Origin of the sequence: Pseudonocardia ailaonensis, from assembly GCF_039531635.1 — a bacterium.
Classification (GTDB): Bacteria; Actinomycetota; Actinomycetes; order Mycobacteriales; family Pseudonocardiaceae; genus Pseudonocardia; species Pseudonocardia ailaonensis.
Genome location: NZ_BAAAQK010000028.1, coordinates 457,811 through 470,944, shown reverse-complemented (window position 1 = coordinate 470,944; position 13,134 = coordinate 457,811). Strand labels below are relative to the sequence as shown.

12 protein-coding genes are annotated in these 13,134 nt (G+C 72.5%); 10 read left to right on the top strand and 2 right to left on the bottom strand.

The genetic code is table 11. The features are described 5' to 3' along the window. Nucleotides 1–4: 4 nt before the first annotated feature. From gcvH to ABD324_RS34625, 3 genes are read left to right on the top strand one after another with little or no spacing between them, the layout of a single operon-like run. Nucleotides 5–382 carry a glycine cleavage system protein GcvH gene (gene gcvH, locus ABD324_RS34635; RefSeq protein ID WP_344427217.1) on the top strand — a complete coding sequence of 126 codons (378 nt, stop codon included), beginning with the start codon at nt 5–7 and terminating at the stop codon, nt 380–382. 4 nt (nt 383–386) lie between these two features. After that, entirely contained in the window at nt 387–1,664 is a 1,278-nt protein-coding gene (locus ABD324_RS34630) for a serine hydroxymethyltransferase (RefSeq protein ID WP_344427579.1), read from the top strand. Between the two features lie 5 nt (nt 1,665–1,669). Continuing rightward, nucleotides 1,670–3,040 carry an L-serine ammonia-lyase gene (locus tag ABD324_RS34625; protein ID WP_344427214.1) on the top strand — a complete coding sequence of 457 codons (1,371 nt, stop codon included), beginning with the start codon at nt 1,670–1,672 and terminating at the stop codon, nt 3,038–3,040. A gap of 7 nt (nt 3,041–3,047) precedes the next feature. On the opposite strand, the gene ABD324_RS34620 is transcribed toward ABD324_RS34625, so the two are convergent. Next, a complete protein-coding gene (locus ABD324_RS34620; RefSeq protein ID WP_344427211.1) occupies nt 3,048–3,716 on the bottom strand; it encodes a GntR family transcriptional regulator in 669 nt (222 codons plus the stop codon). Between the two features lie 255 nt (nt 3,717–3,971). Here ABD324_RS34620 and ABD324_RS34615 point away from each other — a divergent pair, with 255 nt between their 5' ends. Genes ABD324_RS34615 through ABD324_RS34595 form a run of 5 tightly spaced genes read left to right on the top strand, consistent with a single transcriptional unit; the run spans nt 3,972 to nt 10,790 of the window. After that, nucleotides 3,972–5,975 carry an SCP2 sterol-binding domain-containing protein gene (locus ABD324_RS34615; protein WP_344427208.1) on the top strand — a complete coding sequence of 668 codons (2,004 nt, stop codon included), beginning with the start codon at nt 3,972–3,974 and terminating at the stop codon, nt 5,973–5,975. Between the two features lie 7 nt (nt 5,976–5,982). Further along, nucleotides 5,983–6,867, top strand: a complete 885-nt coding sequence (locus ABD324_RS34610; protein ID WP_344427205.1) for an FAD binding domain-containing protein — start codon at nt 5,983–5,985, stop codon at nt 6,865–6,867. Further along, nucleotides 6,864–7,400, top strand: a complete 537-nt coding sequence (locus ABD324_RS34605; protein ID WP_344427202.1) for a (2Fe-2S)-binding protein — start codon at nt 6,864–6,866, stop codon at nt 7,398–7,400. Before ABD324_RS34610 ends, ABD324_RS34605 begins: the two co-directional genes overlap by 4 nt. Then, nucleotides 7,393–9,750, top strand: a complete 2,358-nt coding sequence (locus ABD324_RS34600; RefSeq protein WP_344427199.1) for a xanthine dehydrogenase family protein molybdopterin-binding subunit — start codon at nt 7,393–7,395, stop codon at nt 9,748–9,750. The genes ABD324_RS34605 and ABD324_RS34600 overlap by 8 nt, the downstream gene beginning before the upstream one ends. Beyond that, nucleotides 9,750–10,790 (top strand): LLM class flavin-dependent oxidoreductase, encoded by a 1,041-nt coding sequence (locus ABD324_RS34595; RefSeq protein WP_344427195.1) that lies wholly within the window; start codon nt 9,750–9,752, stop codon nt 10,788–10,790. The genes ABD324_RS34600 and ABD324_RS34595 overlap by 1 nt, the downstream gene beginning before the upstream one ends. 7 nt (nt 10,791–10,797) lie before the next feature. Here ABD324_RS34595 and ABD324_RS34590 read toward each other — a convergent pair whose 3' ends face one another. After that, nucleotides 10,798–10,995 carry a hypothetical protein gene (locus tag ABD324_RS34590; protein WP_344427193.1) on the bottom strand — a complete coding sequence of 66 codons (198 nt, stop codon included), beginning with the start codon at nt 10,993–10,995 and terminating at the stop codon, nt 10,798–10,800. 84 nt (nt 10,996–11,079) lie between these two features. Here ABD324_RS34590 and ABD324_RS34585 point away from each other — a divergent pair, with 84 nt between their 5' ends. Continuing rightward, nucleotides 11,080–12,030 carry a GlxA family transcriptional regulator gene (locus ABD324_RS34585; RefSeq protein WP_344427190.1) on the top strand — a complete coding sequence of 317 codons (951 nt, stop codon included), beginning with the start codon at nt 11,080–11,082 and terminating at the stop codon, nt 12,028–12,030. A gap of 43 nt (nt 12,031–12,073) precedes the next feature. Continuing rightward, nucleotides 12,074–13,099 carry a LacI family DNA-binding transcriptional regulator gene (locus ABD324_RS34580; RefSeq protein ID WP_344427187.1) on the top strand — a complete coding sequence of 342 codons (1,026 nt, stop codon included), beginning with the start codon at nt 12,074–12,076 and terminating at the stop codon, nt 13,097–13,099. Nucleotides 13,100–13,134 lie beyond the last annotated feature (35 nt).

Here is a 13,134-nt window from a genome sequence, read left to right as displayed (position 1 = left end):
CGACATGCAGACCCCCGACGAGCTGCGCTACACCGAGCAGCACGAGTGGATCCGTACCGACGGTGACGTCCTCACCATCGGCATCACCGCGTTCGCCGCCGAGGCGCTCGGCGACATCGTGTTCGTCGAGCTCCCCCCGGTCGGCGAGGCGGTCACCGCCGGCAACGCCTGCGGCGAGCTCGAATCCACCAAGTCCGTGAGCGACCTGTTCGCCCCCGTCTCCGGCACCGTCACCGAGGTCAACACCGCGCTCGGCGACGCCCCGGAGGCCGTGGGGGCGGACCCGTACGGCGAGGGCTGGCTGTTCCGGGTCGCCCCCGACACCGACGCCGACGGGTTGCTCGACGCCGAGGCCTACCGCCTGCTCACCGAGGGAGGATGAGGTGATCCCCCAGCTGCGGGCCCCGCTCGCCGAGGCCGATCCCGAGGTCGCCCACGCCGTCGCCGCCGAGCTCGACCGCCAGCGCGAGACCCTCGAGATGATCGCGTCGGAGAACTTCGCCCCGGTCGCGGTGCTCGAGGCGCAGGGCTCGGTGCTGACGAACAAGTACGCCGAGGGCTACCCCGGGCGCCGCTACTACGGCGGCTGCGAGCACGTGGACGTGATCGAGCAGCTCGCGATCGACCGGGCCAAGGAGCTCTTCGGCGCCGAGTACGCCAACGTCCAACCGCACTCCGGTGCCCAGGCCAACGCCGCCGTCATGGCCGCGCTGCTCAGCCCGGGTGATCGCATCCTCGGGCTCGACCTCGCCCACGGCGGACATCTCACGCACGGGATGAAGGTCAACTTCTCGGGGCGGCTCTACGCGGTCTCCTCCTACCACGTCGACCGGACGACCGGGCTGATCGACATGGACGAGGTGGCGAAGGTGGCGGCGGCGGACCGCCCGGCGCTGATCATCGCCGGCTGGTCCGCCTATCCGCGCCGCCTCGACCTCCCCGCCTTCCGGCGGATCGCCGACGACGTCGGCGCCGTGCTGCTCGTCGACATGGCCCACTTCGCGGGTCTGGTGGCCGCCGGGTTGCACCCGAACCCCGTCGAGCACGCCGACGTGGTCACGACGACCACGCACAAGACGCTCGGCGGCCCCCGCGGCGGGCTGATCCTGGCGAAGCAGGAGTACGCCAGGAAGCTGAACTCGGCGGTCTTCCCCGGCCAGCAGGGCGGGCCGCTCGAGCACGTCGTCGCGGCGAAGGCGGTGGCCCTGCGGATCGCGGCGTCGCCGGAGTTCGCCGAGCGCCAGCGCCGCACCCTCGAGGGCGCCCGCATCCTGGCCGAGCGGCTGGACCGCGCGGACTGCGCGGCCGCCGGGATCCGGCTGCTGACCGGGGGCACCGACGTCCATCTCGTCCTCGTGGACCTCGTCGGCGCGGAGCTGACCGGTCAGGACGCCGAGGACCGGCTCCACGGGGTGGGGATCACCGTGAACCGCAACGCGGTGCCCTTCGACCCACGGCCGCCGATGGTCACCTCGGGGCTGCGCATCGGCACGCCCGCCCTGGCGACCCGGGGCTTCGACGCCGAGGACTTCCGCGAGGTCGCCGACGTCATCGCGGAGGCGCTGCTGCCCGGTTTCGACCCGGCCCGGGGCGCCGCCCTGCGCGGGCGGGTCGGGGCGCTGACCGCGCGTCGCCCCCTCTACTCCGGGCTCCGGGCGGGCTAGGCGCCGTGGCACTCAGCGTCTTCGACCTGTTCTCGATCGGCATCGGCCCGTCGAGCTCGCACACCGTCGGCCCGATGCGGGCGGCCGGCACCTTCGTCGAGGGCCTCGCGGCCGACGGCCTGCTGGACCGGGTGACCCGGGTGAAGGCCGAGCTGTTCGGCTCGCTCGGCGCCACGGGTCACGGGCACGGCAGCGCCCCGGCCGTGGTCCTGGGGCTCGGCGGGCAACGGCCCGAGACCGTGGACACCGCGCGGGCGCCGGCGGTGGTCGCCGAGGTGAGCGGCAGCGGGCGGCTGCGCCTGGGCGGGCGCCACGAGATCCGCTTCTCCGACCGCGACGATCTCGTGCTGCACCGGCGTCGTTCGCTGCCCGGGCACCCCAACGGAATGATCTTCCGCGCCTACGAGGGCCGCGACGAGCTCCGGGCGCGGACCTACTACTCCGTGGGCGGCGGATTCGTCCGGGCGGAGGGCGACGGTGAGGGCGGCGCCGTGGCCGAGGACGAGACCCCCCTGGCCCATCCCTTCGCGTCGGCCGACGAGCTCCTGCTGCGATGCGCCGAGACGGGCGTACCGGTCAGCGAGGTCATGCGCCGCAACGAGACCGCCTGGCGCGAGCCCGCGGAGATCGACGGGGGCCTGCTGCGGATCTGGCGGGTCATGGAGGAGTGCGTGGAGGCCGGCTCGTCCCACGACGGGGTGCTGCCCGGAGGCCTGCGGGTCCGCCGCCGGGCGCCCGGCCTGCGGGCCCGGCTGGAGGCAAGGGGCCGCCCCACCGATCCGCTGGACGTCATGGACTGGGTCAGCCTCTTCGCGATCGCGGTGAACGAGGAGAACGCCGCCGGCGGGCGGATCGTCACCGCGCCCACCAACGGGGCCGCGGGCATCGTGCCGGCCGTGCTCCACTACTACCGCCGCTTCGTGCCCGGCGCCGACGACGCCGGCATCGTGCGGTTCCTGCTCACCGCGGGCGCGATCGGGGTGATCATCAAGCGCAACGCCTCGATCTCCGGCGCCGAGGTCGGCTGCCAGGGCGAGGTCGGGTCGGCCTGCGCGATGGCCGCCGCCGGGCTGACCGAGGTGCTCGGTGGCACCCCCGAGCAGGTGGAGAACGCGGCCGAGATCGGCATCGAGCACCACCTCGGCCTGACCTGTGACCCTGTCGGCGGTCTGGTGCAGATCCCCTGCATCGAGCGCAACGCCGTGGGGGCGACCAAGGCGATCCACGCCGGCCGGATGGCCCTGCACGGCGACGGCGCGCACGTCGTCAGCCTGGACAAGGCGATCAGGACGATGCGTCAGACCGGTGCCGACATGTCCGTCAAGTACAAGGAGACGTCGCGAGGGGGGCTGGCCGTGAACGTCATCGAGTGCTGAGAGCGGCTCAGGCCTCGTCGGGGAACAGCTTTCCCAGGGTGTCCGCGCGGCTCGCGCGGGCGTGCTCGGCGGCGAGCGACCGGGCCTTGTCCTCGTCCCGGCTCAGCACCGCGTCCGCGATCGCCCGGTGCTCGGTCAGCAGCCGGTCCCAGTCGGAGTTCTGCTGGTAGAGCCACTGGAGGCGGCCGGTGAGCGGATGGGTGAGGGACCGCAGGAGCCCGTTGCCGGCCAGCCGGGTCATCAGCTCGTGGAAGTCCGCGTTGAGCCGGTGCAACGCGACCTCGTCCGTCTCCTCGGCGATCTCGGCGAGCAGATGCCGGAGCTGCTGCGCATCCTCGTGCGTCGCGTTGCGCGTGGCCAGGACGGTCGCCATCGTCTCGAGTCCCTCCCGCACGTCGTACAGCTCCTCGACGTCCCTGCGGGACAGCCGGCGCACCACGATGCGCCTCGGGGACTCGGCGACGAGGAAGCCCTCGTAGATCAGTGCCTGGACCGCCTCACGGACGGGGCTGCGGGACAGCTGGAGCTGCTCCGCGACCGTCCGCTCCACGACCCGGTCGCCGGGTTGCAGCGTGCCGTCGATGATCTGCTGGCGCAGCTCGGCGACGGCGCGGTGCCGCGACGCCGCGAGCTCGCCCGTCGGCGCGGCCCGCGACGCCTCTCCGGTCGCATCCACCGCGGCCCCCCTCGACTGACGTCGCCCCAGTTTCGCAGACCGGACTCCTTCCTCGCCGAGAAGTTGACCTTCCGCGAGTCTGTATCGGTCCAGTTCGACGCGTATGCAGGCTTGGGGAGGCGTTTCGGCCGCAGGTGCGGAGTGAGGCAATTTTGGTATGCCAAACTCTTGACAAGGACCGTTTCCCCTGGCCACCATGGCTTTTCGTTCGAAGCTGACGCCCTGGCCGCGCTTTCTCACCGTCGAGGAGACCTCATGGCCCCAACCCGGGCAGTACACCTTCCTCCGCTCGAGGAGACCTTCCACGACGATCCCGAGGTGGTCCGGCGGGCCGCGACCGAGGACTACGCCGCCCACGTCGTCCCCCACAGCGCACGCAGCGGCCGCTGGTCCATGTCGATGGCCTGGTACTCGCTCGCCAGCGCCATGGCCTGGCTGATCACCGGCGGCCTCGCCGCGGTGGTGGTCGGCCCGGCCGACGCCCTGATCGGATGTGCGCTGTCGGTCGGCGCCTACAGCGCGCTGTGCGCGGCGATGGCCACCTACTCGGCCCGCACCGGCACCAGCATCAACCTGTTCTCGCGCATGTTGTTCGGTCTCGGGGGCGGTGCCATCGCCACCCTGGTGCTCTTCCTGATCGCGACGTTCTACGCGACGTTCGAGGGCGCCGTGGTCGCGCACGCCATGCACACCGTGTTCGGCGGGCCCGGTCCGTGGTTCTGGTTCGCGATCGTGGTGGTCTACAGCGTGCCGCTCGCGATCGGCGGCGTGCGGGTGTTCCTCGACAAGTTCAACGGCGCGCTGCTGCCGGTGTACATCCTCGGGGTGACGGTGGCGGTGATCTGGACCATCAGCGCCCGCGGGTACAACCCGGAGTGGCTGTCGGGCAAGGGGACCGCAACGATCTCCGGACCCGGCTGGCTCTACGCCTTCACCCTCTACATGGGCGTCTGGGTCCTGATGATGTTCGCGGGCGACATGGCCCGCCACGCCCGTCCCCAGGACCTCCGCTTCCACCGGTGGTTCACGTTCGGCCCGGTGTTCCACGGGTTCACCCTGTTCTTCAACGCCGCCGTCGGCATCTTCCTCGCCGAGCACCTGGTCTCCGGCGAGCTCACCGAGCTGTCCGCGGTCGACGGCATGCTCGGGTTGATGGGCGTCTGGGCGGTCCTGTTCATCTGGGTGACCCAGACCCGGATCAACACCGCCAACTACTACGTCGCGTCGACCAACCTCGGGAACCTCGCGGGGCGGGTGATCCGCCGCCCCGTCCCGCGCTGGTTCTGGGTCGTGGCCCTCGGTGTCGTCGTCTACCTGTTGATGCTGCAGGACCTGCTGAGCAAGCTGCAGATCGCCCTCGAGTACAGCGCGATCATCACGGTCGCGTGGGTCGGGGTCGTCGTCGCGTACATGATCTGGGCGAAGGTCCGGGGGATCGGCCCCGACCAGCTCGAGTACCGGCCGGGCCGGGTGACGACGATGCACTGGCCGGGCGTGTCCGCCTGGGTCGCCGGCACCGTGGTCGGGGTCGTGCTGCTCAACTTCGCCGGCACGGTCGGAGCGACCTGGTACGCACCGGCCGCATTCCTCCTCTCGTTCCTGGTCTACCTCGGCGCCCTGCTCGTCGACTCGCGGGTCGGCGAGATGCCGACGCGACCGTACGACCCGCGCGACGAGGTGGAGGACGCCTGGGCCTCGCGGATCCGCTGCCACGTCTGCTCGCGCTCCTACGTGGCCCAGGAGATGGACCGTGATCCCGCGGCCGGCCACGCGGCGATCTGCTGCGAGTGCGCCGCCCGGAACCCGGAGTTCCTCGCGGCCGCCCGCCGCGAGGCGACGCGATCGGAAAGGCGGAAGACCGGCATGAAATGTCAGCTGGGGATCCGTGTGTTCGTCCACTTCCTCAACCGCACGCCGCAGGCCCGGGACATGCTCGACCGGTGGGACCGCACGCTGCAGTTCGACCTCGAGGGCGAGCAGCCGTTCCACATCGAGGTCCGCGACGAGAAGGCGCGGGTGCACGTGGGCCGGGCCCGCGACCCGCACGTCGTGTTCGAGGCACCCGCGGCGCTGTTCCTGCGGATGATGCTCGACACGGCGGTCGCCGACGAGTCGTACATGAACAAGAAGTACGAGGTCCATGGCCCGCCCGCCGACGCGACCCGCTTCCGGGCGCTGTCCGAACGCGTCGAGGAACACCACCCCGTGGTCTTCGGGGTGCTTCGCAAGGCGGCGCCCGCGCTGCTCCGGACCAGGTGAGGGACCGATGCCGACACTGATCTTCCAGCCGGAGGACTACGTGTTCCCGGCCTCGCTCGACGAGGTGCTGGGCATCCTCGACTCCGAGGGTGCCGCCGCCCAGATCATCGCCGGGGGCACCACGATCCACGAGCTGGCGTTCCGCAAGGGGATGGGCGAGGTGCGCACGCTCGTCGACGTGACCCGCCTGCCCCTCGGCGAGATCGCGGTGACGGGCGAGCGGCTGCACGTGGGCGCGACCGTGTCGTTCACGCAGCTCGCGCGGCACATCCGCAGTACGCAACCCCGCCGGCTGGCCCTGCTGACCGACGCGATCGCCGGCATCCGCCCGATGCAGATCCGCAACGTGGCGACGGTCGGCGGCAGCATCAGCTCCAGCCTGCCGTTCTTCGACCTGCCGGCGGCCCTGGTCGTGCTCGACGCCGAGGTCACCACGCGCGGCATCGACGGGCCGACCCGGACCACGCCCATCGAGCAGTTCTTCTGGGACTTCTTCCTCCCGGACCTGCGGTTCGGCGAGGTCCTGACCGAGGTCGCCTTCACCACGCCCCCGGCGGACTCGGGGGGTGCGTTCATGAAGTTCGAGACGAACTCCGTGGACTGGGCGCTGGTCAGCGTGGGTGTACAGGCGCGGGTCCAGGGCCGGCGCTTCACCGACGTGCGCATCGCCCTCGGGGGCGGCATCGGTCGCAAGGTCACCCGGGCGACGACCGTCGAGCAGGCGCTCCTCGGCGAGCCCACGACCGTCGACCGGATCGAGCGGGCCGCACGCGCGGTCTCCGACGACGTCCGGGCGTTCAGCGACTTCCGCGGTTCCGCCGAGTTCCGGAACCACCTGCTCAAGGTCTACATCACTCGATGCCTGGTCCAGGCGATTGCGAGGGCCCGATGAACCGGACCGGTCCGGCCGACACCGGGCGAGGGGCGAACGACCGGCTGCTGACGCTGGTCGTCAACGGCGATCCCGTCTCCCTCGTCGTGAAGCCGTACGAGAGCCTGAACTCCGCGCTGCGGGACCGGCTCAACCTCACCGGCACCAAGCGCGGCTGCGACGCCGGCGGATGCGGGACGTGCACCGTGCGCGTGGACGGCCAGGCCGTCTACTCGTGCATGTACCCGGCGCTGCGTGCCGAGGGCAGGTCGGTCGCCACGGTCGAAGGGCTCGGCGACGCCGGCAGGCCGCACCCGCTGCAGGCCGCGCTGGTCGAGGGCGGGGGAGTGCAGTGCGGCTACTGCACCCCCGGAGTGCTGATGGCCGGCTGCGCCCTCTACGCGGACGATCCCGACATCGACGCGGACGGGCTCGCCGAGGAGCTCGCGGGCAACCTCTGCCGGTGCACCGGCTACGTGAAGCTGATCGAGGCGCTCGCCGGGGCCGGCGAGCAGATGCGGGGGAACGGCATGCGGGGGAACGGAAATGACTGACACGGTGGCCGAGTCGCCCGCCGTCGGGACGACCTCGGACCCGTTCGCCAACATCGGCCGGCGGGTGCCGAAGTTCGACGCCATCCACAAGGCGACGGGGCGGCTGAAGTTCGTCGGCGACGTCCGGATCGCGGGCATGCTCGACATCAAGATCCTGCGCAGCCCGCACCCGCACGCCGAGATCGTCAGCATCGACACGTCGCGGGCGGAGGCGATGCCCGGCGTCAAGGCGGTCATCACGCACCGGGACGCGCCGGCGCGTCCCTACGGCCGGGAGTTCGCGCTGCCGCCGGAGTACATGCCCCGGGACAACTTCGTCATCCCGGACAAGGCCCGCTACGTCGGCGACGTGGTGGCCGCCGTCGCGGCGACGTCGGTGGACGTCGCCGCGCGGGCGGTCGCGGCGATCGAGGTCGAGTACCGGAAGCTCCCCGCCGCACTCAACGCGTCCGCCGCCGTCGCACCCGGCGCCGCCACCATCCACGACGCCGTCCACTGGGGCGAAGAGCGGGAGGTCCCGCGCCGCAACGTGCTGCGCACCGTCGAGATGGGGGTGGGCGACGTCGCGGCCGGTTTCGCCGAGGCGGACGTGATCATCGAGAACACGTTCACGGTGCCCAAACAGCAGCAGAGCCCCATGGAGCGGCGCTGCATCGTCGTCGATCCCCGGCCGGACGGCCGGCTCGACGTCTGGTGCACCACGCAGTCCATCCACGGCCTGCGGCACAACCTGGCGCGGGCCCTCGGGATCCCGTACAGCCGGATCAACGTCCACCAGTCCTTCCTCGGCGGGGCCTTCGGGGCGCGCCTGGACATGAACGTGGACGAGCCGATCGCGGCGTTGCTGGCGATGAAGTCCGGCCTGCCCGTGCGCCTGCAGCTCACGCGGGAGGAGGACATGATGTCCACCAGTCGCCATCCCGCGACGGTGCGGCTGCGCAGCGGCATGAAGCGGGACGGGACGCTGGTGGCGCACGAGATGGAGGCGCACGTCGACACGGGCGCCTACGCGTGCTCCGGCGAGTGGGTCACCAAGTGCATGGGCGGCTGGTTCATGTCGATGTACCGGGTGCCGCACCAGAAGTTCACCGGGCACGTGATCTACACCAACACGCCGCCCGCCGCGGGCTTCCGCGGCTTCGGCAACCCCCAGGCGAACGTGCCCATCGAGTCGCACATGGACATCCTCGCCGACCGGCTGGGCATCGATCCCGTCGAGCTGCGGCTCCGCAACTACATCCGCGCCGGCGACGCCTACTTCGCGCAGGGACCGAACGTCGTCGACCACATCAAGAGCTGCGGCGTCGAGGAGATCCTCACCTCGGGGGCCCGCCGGATCGGGTGGGAGCGACGGGCCGAGCTGGCGAGACAGAAGGAGGGCCGGATCCTCAAGGGGATCGGGCTCGGGCGTGCGTTCCACACCTCCGGGTGCGGCCAGGCCAACGAGGTGTCGGACATCCTCGAGTACGCCGGGTCCACCATCAAGATCAACGAGGACGGGACGGCGAACCTCACCACGGCGCTGGTGGACATGGGGACGGGGAACCTCATGGGCCACGCGCAGATCGTCGCCGAGACGCTGGGCCTGCGGGCCGAGGACGTCATCGTCAACGTCACCGACACGGACTCCTCGCCCTACGACGTGGTCACGCACGCGAGCCGGAGCACCTACGTCTCCGGGATGGTGGCCAAGCTCGCCGCCGAGAAGCTGCGGGACAAGCTGCGCGAGCTCGCGGCGCGGATCCTGGAGGTCGCCGTGGAGGACGTCGCGCTGGCGCACGGCCACGCGCGGGTCCACGGGACCGACCGCTCGGTCAGCATCGAGGAGATCGCCCGGACGGCGCAGATGCGCCAGTGGGGGACGATCATGGCGGAGGAGAGCCGCCGGGCCGTCACCACCGCGTCCCACTTCACCTGCAAGTTCGTCGAGGTCTCCGTCGACACGGAGACCGGGCACATCACGGTCGACCGGGTGGTGGCGGGCTCGGACGTGGGCAACGTGATCAACCCGGTCCTGGTGGAGGGGCAGATCCACGGCGGCGCCGCGCAGGCGTTCGGCTACGCCCTCATGGAGGAGATCCAGGTCGACCAGGACACCGGGCGGACCCTGAACCCGGACTTCCTGAACTACAAGATCCTCACGTCCCGGGACGCCTGCCGCGACTTCGACGTCTTCTTCGCCGACACCTACGAGGACACCGGGCCGTTCGGCGCCAAGGGGATCGGGGAGTCCGCCAACAACGACGGCGCCAGCGCCATCGTGAACGCGGTGGCCAACGCGATCGGCGTCCACATCACCGACCTGCCGATCACGCCCGAGAAGGTGCTCCGCGCACTCGGCACGATCTGATGGCGGGCGCTCCGCGTCCCCGGCCCGGGATCGGCGTGCTGTTCCAGGGCTGGGGGACGCCGGACCAGCGCGACTCGGCGGTGCTCGACGAGGTGTGCCGGGCGACGGTCCTCGCCGACCGGCTGGGCTTCGACGTCGCCTGGTTCACCGAGCAGCACGGTCCGATGTTCGGCGGGGTGTCCGGCCGAATCGCGGCCCCGCACCTGCTGATCGCGGGGCTGGCCGGGGCCACCGGGCGGATCGGCCTCGGGACGGCGGTGCGGCTGGTCGCCGACACCGCGCCCGAGCGGGTGGCGGAGGAGCTGGCGACCCTGGACCTGCTCACCGGGGGGCGCGTCCGGTACGGGCTCGGTGCGGGGTCGGCGCGGGGGCCGGGCGGCCCGGCCGGGCGGGCCGGGCGCCGGGCCGCCTTCCGGCGCGCCGCGCTGGAGCTGGTGGGGCTGCTGCGCACCGGCGGCCGCGGTCGCGACCTGGGGCTGCGGCTGCCCGACCTGAGCCGGCGCCTGTTGGTCGCCTCTGTGGACCCGCTCTCGGTGGAGCTGGCCGCGCGCGAGGGCCTCGGCTACTTCGTCGGGATGTTCGGCGGCGCCCGCCACCCGGACCTGGTCGAGGGGTTCCGGTCCGTCGGTGGCACCGGGCAGGTCCGCGCCGCCCGGCTGGTCCACGTCGCGGAGAGCGACGCGGCCGCCCGCCGGGTCGCCGAGGTGGCGGCGGAACACTTCTGGCCGCGGTTCGTCGCGCCCACGGCACCGCGGCCCGTCGCGGTCCCGCGGCCGAGGGCGTCGTGGTCGCTCGACGACGTCCGTGGGCAGCTCGGCTGGGTCGTCGGGAGCCCGACGACGGTGGCGCGCGAGCTCGGCGCGTACGTCACGGCCTGCGCGCTGGACGGCGTCGACGCCTGCTTCCAGCTGCCGGGGCTGCCCGCCGCCGAGGCCCTGCGCTCGATGGAGCTCTTCGCCACCGAGGTCGCGCCCCGGCTCGCACCGCTCCTCGGGCGAGCCGGTCCCGTACCGGCCGTGCGGCTGGTGGCCGGCGGGTGAGGGTCGCTCAGGCGGGGCAGGCCTCGGGGAGCGGGGCCGGGGTCCGGTCCTGGTCGCGGGCTGCGCCGATGGCGTGCACGTAGGCGTTGCGCCAGTGAACCGTGCCGTCCGGGTCGGCCCGGTCGATGTGCGCGAGGGCGAGGAAGGGCTGCCCGTCGTCGATCACCGAGTAGCAGCGTTCGCAGATCCTGATCTCGTGGTCCATGGCAAAAAGTCTATGACCGTCGATGTTCTGCACGCCGCTCGTTGAACGTCGACTCCCGTCGATATCCGGACATATGCTCGGGGGGTGCTGAACAGCGTCGCCGCCCTGGTCATCGACGAGCTCTTCGAGTTCGAGTTCGGAATGCTGTGCGAGGTGTTCGGCCGCGACCGCCGGTCCGAGGGTCTGGACCCGATCGACTTCCGGGTCTGCGGGGTGACGGCCGGCAGACCGGTCACCACGAAGGTCGGCCAGCAGCTCACCCCGCGACACGGGCTCGGGGCGGCCGAGGGCGTCGACCTGCTCGCGATCCCGGCGACCGGCCTGCGGGAGTTCCCCGAGGAGCTGCTGGATGTCGTGCGCACGGCCGAGTCCGCGGGGGCCACCGTGCTGACCATCTGCTCCGGGGTCTTCGTCGCGGGCGCGGCGGGGCTGCTCGACGGGCGCCGGTGCACCGCCCACTGGCAGAACATCGACGAGCTGCGCCGGCGCCATCCGACCGCGCTCGTCGACCCGGACGTCCTGTTCGTCGACGAGGGCTCCCTCGTCACCAGCGCCGGCACGGCCGCCGGCATCGACGCATGCCTCCACGTCGTGCGCCGCGAGCTCGGCGGCGACCGTGCCAACACCCTCGCCCGGCTGATGGTCGCGGCGCCCCAGCGCGAGGGCGGCCAGCGGCAGTTCATCCACCGCCCGGTCCCGCAGAGCGGCGACACGGCGATCGGGCCCTCCCTGCAGTGGATGCTGGACCATCTCGCGGACCCGATCTCGGTGGGTGACCTGGCGGCGCGCGCCCACCTCTCGGAGCGCTCCTTCACGCGCCGGTTCGCCACGGAGACCGGGACGACCCCGCACCGGTGGCTCACCCAGCAGCGGATCCTGCACGCCCAGCGGCTCCTGGAGCGGACCCGGCTCGGCAGCGCGGAGGTCGCGGTCCGGAGCGGGTTCGCCTCGGAGGCGATGCTGCGCCACCACTTCCGTCAGTTCGTCGGCCTGTCCCCGAGCGACTACCGGCGCTCGTTCCAGCAGGCCGGATGAGCCGGACTCCCTATACTTCCCGCCCGACGAGGGGACGCCGCCGGTGAGCACTGCACGGTCCGCGGTCACGCTGGCGGACGTCGCCGCGGCCGCGGGCGTGGATCGGTCGACCGCCTCCCGGGCCCTGCGCGGGGACACCCGGCGGGTGAACGCCGGCACCATCGAGCGGGTCCGCAGCGCGGCGGCGGAGCTCGGGTACCGCCCGCACCTGGCCGCGGCCACCCTGCGGAGCGGGCGCTCGCGCATGCTCGGCGTGCTGGTCCCGAGCATCACCGACGCGGCGATGGCCACGCTCTTCGCCGGGATCGAGGACGAGGCCCGCGCCCACGGCTACCTCGCCGTCGTCACCTCGACCGGGTCCGACGACGCCGTGCGCCGCGCGGCCGTGGAGACCTACCGGGAACGCAGCGTGGACGGGATCCTCGTCGCCGACTCGCTGATCGGCCAGGCGAGCCCGGCCGCAGGCGTCCCCGGCGGGCTCCCCGTCGTCTCCGTCTTCCGGCAGGGTCCGCCCGGGCAGCCGTCCGTGGTCGCCGACGAGTACGCCGGCGGGCGCATCGTGGCGGAGCACCTGCTCGGGCTCGGGCACCGCGACCTCGTGGTCGTGGGGGACCCGGACCACGTCCCGACCTTCCGCGACCGGATCGCCGGCTTCGGGGACACGGTCGCGGCCCGGCTCGGTGACGGCGCCGCGCCCCGGGTCGTCCGCGCGGGGCTCCAGGCGGACGACGGCCACGCCGCGATGCGCCACGTGCTCGCCGGGCCCGCCAGGCCCACGGCCGTCTTCGCGACCAACGACTACAGCGCCGTCGGCGCGGCGCACGCCCTGCTCGAGGAGGGGCTCGTCCCCGGTAGGGACGTCGCACTGGTCGGTTACAACGACGATCCCGTCGCGAAGCACCTGCCGGTGCCGCTGACCAGCGTGCGGCTCGACGTGGAGGCGCTGGGGCGCAGGGGTGCACGTGCGCTGATCGAGGCCCTGGCGGGCCGGCCGGTCGACGTCGACGTGCAGGTGCCCCACCTCGTCGTCCGGGCGTCCTCGCAGGTCACCGTCGCACCGCCGCGCTGAGGCGCAGGGCGCCCCCTTGACGGGGACGGGTTGCG

Excerpts from the sequence above, each read along its gene's own strand:
- gcvH (WP_344427217.1), top strand. The coding sequence starts at position 5 with ATGCAGACCCCCGACGAGCTGCGCTACACCGAGCAGCACGAGTGGATC.
- ABD324_RS34590 (WP_344427193.1), bottom strand. The coding sequence starts at position 10,995 with ATGGACCACGAGATCAGGATCTGCGAACGCTGCTACTCGGTGATCGAC.
- ABD324_RS34610 (WP_344427205.1), top strand. The coding sequence starts at position 5,983 with ATGCCGACACTGATCTTCCAGCCGGAGGACTACGTGTTCCCGGCCTCG.
- ABD324_RS34600 (WP_344427199.1), top strand. The coding sequence starts at position 7,393 with ATGACTGACACGGTGGCCGAGTCGCCCGCCGTCGGGACGACCTCGGAC.
- ABD324_RS34605 (WP_344427202.1), top strand. The coding sequence starts at position 6,864 with ATGAACCGGACCGGTCCGGCCGACACCGGGCGAGGGGCGAACGACCGG.
- ABD324_RS34595 (WP_344427195.1), top strand. The coding sequence starts at position 9,750 with ATGGCGGGCGCTCCGCGTCCCCGGCCCGGGATCGGCGTGCTGTTCCAG.
- ABD324_RS34615 (WP_344427208.1), top strand. The coding sequence starts at position 3,972 with ATGGCCCCAACCCGGGCAGTACACCTTCCTCCGCTCGAGGAGACCTTC.